Here is a 10,461-nt window from a genome sequence, read left to right as displayed (position 1 = left end):
CTACTCAACTGTGCGGAGGTGGGACGACGAAATCGAATTCTAACGAATGACCGATTTCTGTCCCACTCTCTTTTATTGACGGTAGAAATATTGATCAGCTGGGTAGTTTCCTGCAGATTGAGTCACCACCAGACGGGCCTTACTGGTGTCAGACTGGTCTCCATCTGGATTTTGGAAACCGATTTTCAGCAGTCCAATCGCCGCACCGGTCTCACCCATCTTCATCTCAACATAAGGGATCTTGCTCTTCTTATCCGAATCCGCAACAGCCTTGAGGCTGCCTTGACCCTTAACTTTTCCGTCTGCTTGGATGACGATTTCAGCTCCCTTGCCATTGCGCCAGGTTCCAGCTAAGCTTGAGAAGTCGCCTCCGTTAATGGCCGCAATATCCAAGTCTTTCTCTTTTTTCGGTTGTGGGTAAGCTTTCCACCACTCTAGATGGTAATCACGGTAGGCCACATCCCCAAAGAGAATCCGACGTTCTTGGGAAGCTACTCCATCAGGACCTGTCACACCCGCTGGGATTAAGTACAAGGTTTGCTCTTGCCCTTGGATCGCAGTCGCATTGGCCCCAGTGAAATAAACTTCATAATAGCCTTTTCGCTTCTTGGGCTCTTTTTCTTTATTGAACAAGTAACTTGCCCGAGTGCCTCCACTCCAGAAAGTCCAGCCAGTCTCCCCATTTACAATACTTGGAAAGGCATTGGTCTTGTTTTGGTAATATTCTTCTGGAGTATATCCATAAAGTTTAAAACCGGAATCTGCAATTTCCTTTTCATAGGTATCATTGGAATAAGCACCTTCAAACGATGAGAGATTGCCATCAAGGACGACATCATTTGGATCTGTCGATTTGAAAAAATCCTCCCGATTGGCAAAGACCATCTCGTGGTCGGGATTTTTGTCAGACATGGTGACCGTGATCAAAGGCTTCTTATCTGTCTTGTATTTAAAGACACGAACAGTAACTGTAAAGTCTGTATTGCCATCGGACTTTTTCATCTTGCCTGTCGAAACTTTATTAGACCCTTCGACCTTCCAATCCGTGCTAAATTCAGCAGATACCTTGCCGTCAGCCGTTTGGTAATCGATCTTCCAGGCCTTGCCCTTTTTCTCGATTTTGGCTTCATCCCGTTCATTAGAGACATAGTCACCACTCAGGTCAATGGCTTTTTCCTTTGGCTTAGTGACCTTCTTGCTAGTCTGGTTAAATTCCTTTTGATGGTCTGGTTGGATGTTGGAGCTAGAGTAGAGATAGACTCCACCGATCAGAACAACTGCTCCGACCAGCCCCAAAATCGGCCCCAGGTATTTTTTCTTCCACTTAAGATTCATTTTACTACCTCCATGGAATAAGATCTTTACACTAGTATACCCTAAATCGAAAGTATAGTAAAATTCCCCTCTATGTAGTGGTTTCCCCGGCTTAAACCAACTAGTTTTAGCAGAGAATACCTGTTTTTCAAAAACAACATTTTGTTTATCGTTATTTTTTTATCGTTTTTCGATACTTTTTTATTGACTAATTTTTTATAAGGAGTATACTATAAGTGAAAAATAAATAAACTTCAAGGAGGCTTGCGATGAAAAACTCAAAAACCTTAAAAAATGTCATTGAAGTCTTGACGGCTTTCATTTACTTCTGTGGCTTTATGACTGTGGCTGCACTGGTCGTCCACCTGCTTTCACGGATGGGAGTGTTTAAAGATCTCATTCAAACTGGACGCTTGTCCTTTGATGTGAATGGCATCCAGCTCTTCCCCAAACACCCGCAACCTCTCTGGCAGTTGCTCTTCCCACTAGCTTCAAGCGCTATCTATATTTACCTTCTCATCACCATTCGCAGCTTCCTCCAAAATCTCTACCAAGAAAAGATCTTTTCTCACTCTAACATTAATCTTTGCAACCGAGCTTGGAAGATTCTCTTGGTCTTATCCTTTATGTCTGGCACACTTGAGACCAGCGGCAATGCTTATCTCCTTCCCTTTACCTTCCAATTGACCTTTAACACGGGACTTCTTCTTGCTGTCCCAATTGTCTGGGTCCTTGGCAAGATTTTAGAGAGAGGGATTGAGATTGCTGAAGAAAATGAGCTAACCATTTAAGGAGGGTGCCATGATTATCGTCAATCTAGATGTCATGCTGGCCAAGCGGAAAATGAAATCCAATGAGCTAGCCGACAAAATCGGCATCACGACTGCTAACCTCTCCATCCTCAAAACCGGCAAGGCCAAAGCCATCCGCTTCACCACCCTTGAAGCCATCTGCAAAGAACTCGACTGCCAGCCAGGAGATATCCTAGAATACCAGCCAGATGAATAGAAACTGTATTCGGAGACTTTCCTTGGGTGAGGACGGACGGTAGCGAATCCCTTTGGGATTCCATACCTAAGATTTGAGCCCACTGTCTCAAATCTTCCGAGAGTCTGAAACGATACCGTTTCAGACTCTTTTCTCACTGCGGAAGTCTCCATTAATATTCATTACTAATAGGACTCATATACCATCCTTATAAAATTCAATGATGGGAACTATATCGACACAAGAAAAGCACTCCCGCGGGAGTGCTTTTTTACATATGTTTAACCAATAATGCTTCCATTTGGAACAGATGGATCAACGGTTAGGACCGTTAATTGATCTCCGTGTTCTGCGGAAAGAATCATACCTTGGCTGACGTATTTTTTCATCATCTTACGTGGTTTGAGGTTGGCCACGATTTGAAGTTTCTTGCCGACCAATTCTTGTTCATTTGGATAGAATTTCGCGATACCAGAGAGGATTTGACGGTCTTCGCCATCTCCTGCGTCTAGGCGGAAGCGAAGCAGTTTGTCTGATCCTTCGACGCGTTCCACTTCTTTGACTTCTGCTACACGTATTTCAACCTTGTCAAAGTCTTCAAATTTGATCTCGTCTTTTTCAGACTTGAGTTCCACTTCTTCTGGAATCCATTCTTTTTCTTGTGGTTTTCCAGCAGTCATTTGAGATTGGATGTAGGCAATTTCTTCTTCCATGTCGAGACGTGGGAAGATTGGAGTTCCTTTGGCAACCACTGTGACATTTTCAGGGAAACCTGCTAGGGTCAAGTTTTCAAGATCGAAGTCCAAGCCCAAGCCAAGTTGTTCCATGATGGCATTTGAGGTGTTCATCATGAATGGTTGGATCAAGTGAGCCACAACACGAAGGCTAGCCGCTAAGTGAGCCATGACCGCTGCCAATTGTTCCTTGTCCCCATCTTCTTTAGCGAGGACCCAAGGAGCAGTCTCATCGATGTACTTATTGGTCCGAGAGATGATGTTCCATACGGCTTCCAAAGCGCGTGGGTAATCAACCGCGTTCATTTGCTTGTGGTATTCAGCGATGTTTTCTTCAACTACCTTAGCCAAATCTGCATCAAATGCAGTGACATTTTCCACATAAGCTGGAACTTGACCACCAAAGTATTTATTGATCATGGCTACCGTCCGGTTGAGGAGGTTTCCAAGGTCATTGGCCAATTCATAGTTGATGCGAGCCACGTAGTCTTCTGGTGTGAAGGTACCATCAGAACCAACTGGAAGGCTACGCATGAGGTAGTAACGAAGTGGATCCAAGCCGAAGCGCTCCACCAACATTTCTGGGTAGATGACATTTCCTTTAGACTTCGACATCTTGCCGTCTTTCATGACAAACCAACCATGGGCAATCAAGCGTTCTGGCAATTTGATATCCAACATCATGAGAAGGATTGGCCAGTAGATGGAGTGGAAACGAAGGATGTCTTTTCCGACCATGTGGAAGACGGTTCCGTTCCAGAACTTATCAAAGTTTTCATGATCTTCTTGGCCATAACCAAGAGCTGTCACATAGTTAAGAAGGGCATCGATCCATACATAGACCACGTGTTTAGGATTAGATGGAACTGGGACTCCCCAAGTAAAGGTGGTCCGAGATACTGCCAAATCTTCTAAACCTGGCTCGATGAAGTTTTTCAACATTTCATTGAGACGACCATCTGGGGTGATGAAATCCGGTTGGGATTTGAAAAATTCAACCAAACGGTCTTGGTATTTGCTGAGACGAAGGAAATAAGATTCTTCAGAAACCCATTCTACTTCGTGGCCTGATGGGGCTACCCCACCAATAACCTTGCCATTCTCATCACGGAATACCTCAGCCAATTGGCTTTCTGTAAAGAACTCTTCATCAGAGACTGAGTACCAACCAGAATACTCACCAAGGTAGATGTCGTCTTGCGCAAGCAAGCGTTCAAAGACTTGGGCCACCACTTTTTCATGGTAGTCGTCTGTCGTACGGATGAATTTATCATATGAGATATCGAGTAATTGCCAGAGTTCTTTCACTCCAACCGCCATCCCATCTACATAAGCTTGCGGCGTAATACCAGCTTCTTCTGCTTTTTGCTGGATCTTTTGACCGTGCTCATCGAGACCAGTCAGGTAGAACACATCGTAGTTCATCATGCGTTTGTAACGCGCCAAGACGTCACAGGCGATCGTTGTATAAGCTGAACCAATATGCAATTTACCAGATGGGTAATAGATAGGGGTTGTGATGTAGAATGATTTTGTCATTTTCTTTTCCTTTCAGGGCTAATGGAACCCAATTTAGTAACACTCTATTATAACATTTTTAGGAGTCCCTGAAAACCCAAAACCGACTAGGTTTGCGATGAACAAAAAAAGCTGACCGAAGTCAGCTTTCTATGATTGATAACAAATCACGCTATCTTACTTACCAAGATAGTATTCTTTTACAACGTTCAATTTTTCGTCAAATTCGAATACCAATGGTGGGAAGTTAGGGATTTCCACATCCATGATTTCGTCGTCTGACAATTGTTTGATGTGTTTAACAAGAGCACGGATTGAGTTACCGTGTGCTCCTACGAATACGTTTTTACCATCTTTAAGAGCTGGAGCGATTTTATCTTCCCAGAATGGAAGGGCACGTTCCAAAGTAACTTTCAAGTTTTCAGCATCTGGAATTACTGAGTCATCAAGTGAAGCGTAACGACGATCAGTGTGTGCTGAGTGTTCATCATCACGGTCCATTGCAGGAGGCAATACATCGTAAGAACGACGCCAGATGTGAACTTGTTCATCACCAAATTGTTCAGCAGCTTCTGCTTTGTTTTTACCAGTCAAACCACCGTAGTGACGTTCGTTCAAGCGCCATGATTTTTCAACTGGAACCCACAATTGGTCAGAAGCTTCAAGCGCAAGGTTTGTTGTTTTGATCGCACGTTTCAATACTGAAGTGTATGCTTGGTCAAATTCGATACCAGCTTCTTTGATCAATTTACCAGCGTCGATCGCTTGTTGTGTACCTTTTTCAGACAAATCAACATCAGCCCAACCAGTGAAAAGGTTAGCTTTGTTCCATTCAGACTCACCGTGGCGAGCAAAAACCAATTTTACCATTAGATGGATCTCCTTTTTATTCTCCGAGGTTTCCCCCGTTTATCTATTTTATTCTACTAGATTTTCAGTAAAAAATCTAGTGGCGACCATAGAAAAGTGCAATTTCTCACAAAAAAGAGCCTAACGGCTCTGGTTTGAAAATAGCTTGCGTCTTTTTGTCTCCAAAAAGACATACACAATCTAAAACTATTCTTTAGATGAGGTTTCTACCTCAGTAGCTGTTTTGGTAGAAGAATGTCGATATTTAATCACCTTTCTTATATCACGTAAGTCGCTATAAATATGAAACAAATAAATGAGTAAGCAGATATAGAAACCTGCGTTGAAACTATAGTGATCTTTATCAACTGACAAAGAGAATATAGCATAGATGAACATTACCACACAAGATACGTAAATCAACAAAGACTGTAAACTAGCTAAAAATGGATACCCCTTTTTTTCTAAGAAATTATAAATGAAAAAAGTAAAGACAGGTAAGGTTACTAATAGTAAAATCAAAATGATAAAATAAAAATTTACAAGCTCCTTAAATTCTTCACCCCCAAATACAGGGTTATTGTTCAGAAAGAGAAAAATTTGTGAATCGTTTGGATTTGAAATAGCTAAATCATTATAAAATGGCAAACCTAGGAATGAAAAAATTAGGAAAAGATACAATCCAAGTTCCCAAACTAGACTTAGTCCAGTATCCTTTTGTATTTCTGACATGTTTAATTCCTTTCTTTAACCTTTCCATTAAATATAGTAGCTCTAGCTGTGGATAGTGCAGTTGGGGTATCAAGAGCATAAATCCCATTTGGTAAACTCGTTTTTTGTAAAAGTGTAGTTAATTCATCCTTCAGACGTATGCTTTCTTTATCGACACCTTTTGGTAGCGAAATTTGAACATATAAAGCATTACCTTCTAAAGCATCCTCTACTGGAAATTGATACCAGCCCCCAAGTACGGTACGGTTCTTTTTCCTTGATTCTGTCTCATAGTAATTGAGCCATCTAATTCTATAATAATTTGATAACTGACTGGAAGTTGTAAATGTCAAAGAAATTTTAGAGCCTTTTAACCTAGAATTTTGATTAATTTTGTTTTGAATTTCCTGTTCCAATTTCTTACTGTCAGGATTGAGCTCGAGTGATTTTTCAAGAATTGGACCATATACACTATACTCCTCGGCATACATTCCAATCGAATCCCCAGTCATTCCGTAATGTCCTTCTTTACCAAATTCAGGATAATATGGAATAACTAATTGTTCAACCTTCATATGTCTCTTTAATGGAATAGAAATGACTTTCCCATTGACCTTTTCAGAATAAACATAATTGACATCTATTCCCAATCTATCTTGAGTAGATAGGGAAAGGCTGGTAATCTTTATCTCACCTGGATAATGATTGCTTTTATAAAGCCCTTTTATTCTAGATTCTAAATTTCTATAAAAACAAATACTGATAAGAGCCAAAAAGCCAACTAGAATAAGACAGCTTTTTAATTTTTCATTCTTCATTCCCATATGCTTTCTCAACTTTCTCTTCATCAACTACTTGGATTAATTCCTCAATATTGTGGATATATTCTCTATGGCCATCCTTTGTATAGTCATCATCAATCGACCAAACAAAGTGAGTTGCATCCGGAAATAGCTCCAACACTAATGACTGGCTACTAGATAAATTTCTGTCTTCTTCTAAAACAAGGAGAAATCCATATTTTTTTAATAGTGAAAGAAGTTTGCTATCTTTAGATTTTTCTTCACTGCTATTTGAAGTTGAATAACTACTATCCATTGGGGTAGTCATTATCTTCTTTGGCTGTTTATAGTGAACCCATGGCCAAGAAATTTGTGTGTGGCTTTCTTCTTCATCGAAGTTCTTCGTAATGAACTCTGGATTAGACAGGACTCTATAGAGGCCTTTATAACCAAATTGTATCGTTTTCTTCGGACGTTTTTTACTCTCCTTTTGCGTCCTAAGATTGATATATATGGGTTCTTTATCAGTCACTTCCACTCCGACATACTCGTCCTTCCCATCAGAGTACATGGTCAGCATCATATCTCCATTAATCGTTTTATAGCCCAGTTTCTGAACGATTTTTAAGACATCAATCAGATGTCCCTCGCCATCTTCTTTTCCGAGTCGATAATACCGAATTTTAAAATATTCTTCCGAATCTTTTTCATTTTGATTAACATGACTCAACTTAGAATCTTGAAAGGCTATATAGTTATGCCCGACAGCAATATGATCTTCATAACTATCTTCATCTGTATTTTTTAATGAAAGAGCTAAAATCGGGAAACCTGTATCTAGCCCCTTTACTTTTTCATAGTTCGTCAACCGTTGTCCTTTTCCAATATAAAAATAATTTCTCTCATGAACAATATAGGCTGCTTCTTTTATGTAAAAGAATGAGCAGAGGCTGCCAATAAAAAATATAGCTACAGCAATCAAAGTATAAACGTGCCACATTTTCCAAGAAAAATTTTCTAGCTTTTTCATCTTCTTCTCCTTTTGTTTGATCGTGAAAGTATATTATATCATGATTTTCCCTATTTTTCTCTCGGTATAAAATACAGGTAAATTGCCATGGATTAAAACAAGAGCCTGACGGCTCTTGTTTGAAAACGAGGAATGTTACTTCTTACGTTGAAATAGGTTTATTCTACTGATTGCTCCTTCTCTTCTGAAGGATGATTTCGTTTATAAACGATCCCACTTATATTCCACCACTCTCTGAGGATAAAAATCCAATAGAAGACCTGACACAAGTAAAATCCCCAATCCAACCGTAGGAGGTCTATTTGAACAGTCATAGAAAACATGGTAAAGATTAAAATGATGCTACAGGCTACAAAAATTAACAGCGATTGAAGATGCGCCAGTAAAGGATAACCTATTTTATTTAGGAGATATTTTACAAAAATAGCAAGTACTGGTAGGACAAAAAGAATAATAAGTGACGTCGTGAAATAAGAATGGATGAGGCCTTCAAACTCTTTGGCATTGTAGAGAGAATGTTCACCTAGGAAAATCGTAAACTGTGTCGAATCATCAGGTAATTTTTCTGGCCAAATAAAAAATGGGGACGTTAATAGGATCAAAACATAGGCCGTAAATAAGCCAAGCTGATGCAATAACTGATGATTAAATTTTATTTTATCTTTTAACATTCTTATATCCAATTTTCTACCTGACCATTTCTAATTTGAACAATCTTACCAACCCGTTCACCTTTGATCGCTAAAGAATAATAACCATCTGGTAATTCTGTTTTTTGCAAAAGTTGTTTCAATTGTTCTGGTAAATTAATGTCTAAGCTATCTAATCGATCGATCTGTTTAGGGAGTTCAATTTGTACATAGATAGCTCCAGTTTTTAATGCATCCTTTAAAGGAAAACCATACCAGCCAGCCAATTTAGTCCGCTTTTCTTCTATTGATTGTTTTTCGTAATCAGTATACCAAAAAATAGATTTAGCCGATAAATAACCATCTGAAAGGGATTCTTTCAGTTGGATCGTTGTCTCCTTTAACTCACTTGCTTGATGTATTTTATCCTGCAGTTCTTTTTCTAATGGTTTTCTCTCTGGATTTATATCTAATGCTTTTTCGATAATTGGTAAATACGGTCTAGAATCCTCATCGTAAAATGATGATAAACCACTAATTAAACCTTTATTTTTTGGATTATCTAGTTGATCAAAATTAGGCATGACCATATGCTTAAATCGAACTGCTTTTTCCAAAGGAATTGAAATTACCTTGCCGTTAATTTTTTCAGTATACAAATAATCCATATCCGGACCATCATTCTGTTGTTTCCAAGAAAAACCTCTAATCTGTATACTCCCATGAAAATTTCGACTACTGTAATAACCTTTAAGATTATACTCTAAATTTTTATAAAAACAAAATCCTAGGATAACTATAAAAACTACCAATACTAGGCAAAACTTCCCCTTATCACTATTCATCTTCATGTTTTTTTACCTTTTTCTCATCTACAACTTTTTGTAAATCATCATCTGTGTGAACATATTCCATCTTGCCACTTTTTGTATATGCAGGTTTTACTGACCAGAAAAAATCAGATGCATCCGCATATAAATGTCTTATGATTGATTCACCGTCAGAAAATGTCATGTCTTCTTTCAAAACGATTAGGAAGCCATATTTCTTTAATAGAGAAAGTAGTTCGCTATCTTTTTTTTCACTAGTAGAAGAGGTTATACTACTATCACTAGTTTCACTGACTTTCTCTTTTTTATAACGGATCCATGGCAAGTTGATAGAAGTTTTCTCTTCATCTTCGTAGAAAGTGGGTGTACGGTAGTACAAGGAAGACGCAATTTGACGAATTCCGCTATAACCATAATGAACGGCTTCTTTTGGTCGAGTTTGACTGACCTTTTGTGTTCGAAGATTAATAAAGAGATAGTCATTATCTGATAGGTTAACTCCTACATAGTCATCTTTTCCATCAGTGTACATAATAGAGTCCATCGAACCGTTAATGGTTTTGTACCCCTTTCCTTGGGCAATTTTTAAGACATCAATGGTCTTCCCCTCCCCCTCCTCTTTTCCGAGTTGGTAATAACGGATCTTAAAATATTCTTCTGGATCTTTCTTATTAAGAGAAATCTTCCTTAGCTTTGAATCTTGAAAAGCTAAATATTGGCGACCTACTGCGTAGTCAGAGATGTTCCAATCTTCATCATCCATCTTAAAGGAAAGTGCTATAATTGGAAATCCAGTTTCCTCTTCATCAACGGTGACGTAATCTGTCAACCGTTGTCCTCTACCAACATAATCATAATTTCTATCATTAACGACATAAGCTGCTTCTTTTAGGTAAAAGAAAGACCAGATACCACCAACCAGTAGAACAGTCACGGCAACTAAGGAAAAAATATGCCACATTTTCCAAGAAAAATTCTCTAACTTTTTCATCTTCTTCTCCTATTATTTGATTTCAAAAGTATATTATATCATGATTTCTCCTATTTTTCTTTTGCTATCCGAGGATAGTTTTGCCA

At 39.0% G+C, this 10,461-nt stretch carries 11 protein-coding genes; 2 read left to right on the top strand and 9 right to left on the bottom strand.

Features of this window, described 5'->3' with window-relative positions; translation table 11 throughout:
• Positions 1-72: 72 nt before the first annotated feature.
• Positions 73-1,335, bottom strand: coding sequence for a DUF6287 domain-containing protein (locus AB5Y61_RS05615; RefSeq protein ID WP_368403455.1), 1,263 nt, complete (start codon positions 1,333-1,335; stop codon positions 73-75).
• Positions 1,336-1,583: 248 nt separating this feature from the next.
• Here AB5Y61_RS05615 and AB5Y61_RS05610 point away from each other — a divergent pair, with 248 nt between their 5' ends.
• Positions 1,584-2,105, top strand: coding sequence for a DUF2975 domain-containing protein (locus tag AB5Y61_RS05610; RefSeq protein WP_342984079.1), 522 nt, complete (start codon positions 1,584-1,586; stop codon positions 2,103-2,105).
• Positions 2,106-2,115: 10 nt separating this feature from the next.
• Complete coding sequence (locus tag AB5Y61_RS05605) at positions 2,116-2,322, top strand: helix-turn-helix domain-containing protein (RefSeq protein ID WP_023022515.1); 207 nt, start codon at positions 2,116-2,118, stop codon at positions 2,320-2,322.
• Between the two features lie 260 nt (positions 2,323-2,582).
• On the opposite strand, the gene metG is transcribed toward AB5Y61_RS05605, so the two are convergent.
• The 8 genes from metG to AB5Y61_RS05565 form a co-directional block, all read right to left on the bottom strand.
• Positions 2,583-4,574, bottom strand: a complete 1,992-nt coding sequence (gene metG / locus AB5Y61_RS05600; RefSeq protein WP_045759183.1) for a methionine--tRNA ligase — start codon at positions 4,572-4,574, stop codon at positions 2,583-2,585.
• Between the two features lie 156 nt (positions 4,575-4,730).
• Positions 4,731-5,423, bottom strand: a complete 693-nt coding sequence (locus AB5Y61_RS05595; RefSeq protein WP_003012031.1) for a phosphoglycerate mutase — start codon at positions 5,421-5,423, stop codon at positions 4,731-4,733.
• Between the two features lie 186 nt (positions 5,424-5,609).
• On the bottom strand, positions 5,610-6,134 hold the full coding sequence (locus AB5Y61_RS05590; protein WP_368403454.1) for a DUF6688 domain-containing protein: 525 nt from the start codon (positions 6,132-6,134) through the stop codon (positions 5,610-5,612).
• Positions 6,135-6,136: 2 nt separating this feature from the next.
• Positions 6,137-6,931, bottom strand: a complete 795-nt coding sequence (locus AB5Y61_RS05585; protein ID WP_368403453.1) for a hypothetical protein — start codon at positions 6,929-6,931, stop codon at positions 6,137-6,139.
• Entirely contained in the window at positions 6,921-7,925 is a 1,005-nt protein-coding gene (locus AB5Y61_RS05580) for a hypothetical protein (RefSeq protein ID WP_368403452.1), read from the bottom strand. The genes AB5Y61_RS05585 and AB5Y61_RS05580 overlap by 11 nt, the downstream gene beginning before the upstream one ends.
• 158 nt (positions 7,926-8,083) lie before the next feature.
• Positions 8,084-8,596, bottom strand: coding sequence for a hypothetical protein (locus AB5Y61_RS05575; protein WP_368403451.1), 513 nt, complete (start codon positions 8,594-8,596; stop codon positions 8,084-8,086).
• 2 nt (positions 8,597-8,598) lie between these two features.
• Complete coding sequence (locus AB5Y61_RS05570; protein WP_368403450.1) at positions 8,599-9,405, bottom strand: hypothetical protein; 807 nt, start codon at positions 9,403-9,405, stop codon at positions 8,599-8,601.
• Positions 9,392-10,375 (bottom strand): hypothetical protein, encoded by a 984-nt coding sequence (locus AB5Y61_RS05565; protein WP_368403449.1) that lies wholly within the window; start codon positions 10,373-10,375, stop codon positions 9,392-9,394. The genes AB5Y61_RS05570 and AB5Y61_RS05565 overlap by 14 nt, the downstream gene beginning before the upstream one ends.
• Between the last annotated feature and the right edge of the window lie 86 nt (positions 10,376-10,461).

The sequence above is a fragment of the Streptococcus parasanguinis genome, assembly GCF_040908565.1.
Classification (GTDB): Bacteria; Bacillota; Bacilli; order Lactobacillales; family Streptococcaceae; genus Streptococcus; species Streptococcus parasanguinis_AC.
This window is presented reverse-complemented; position numbering and strand designations above follow the sequence as displayed.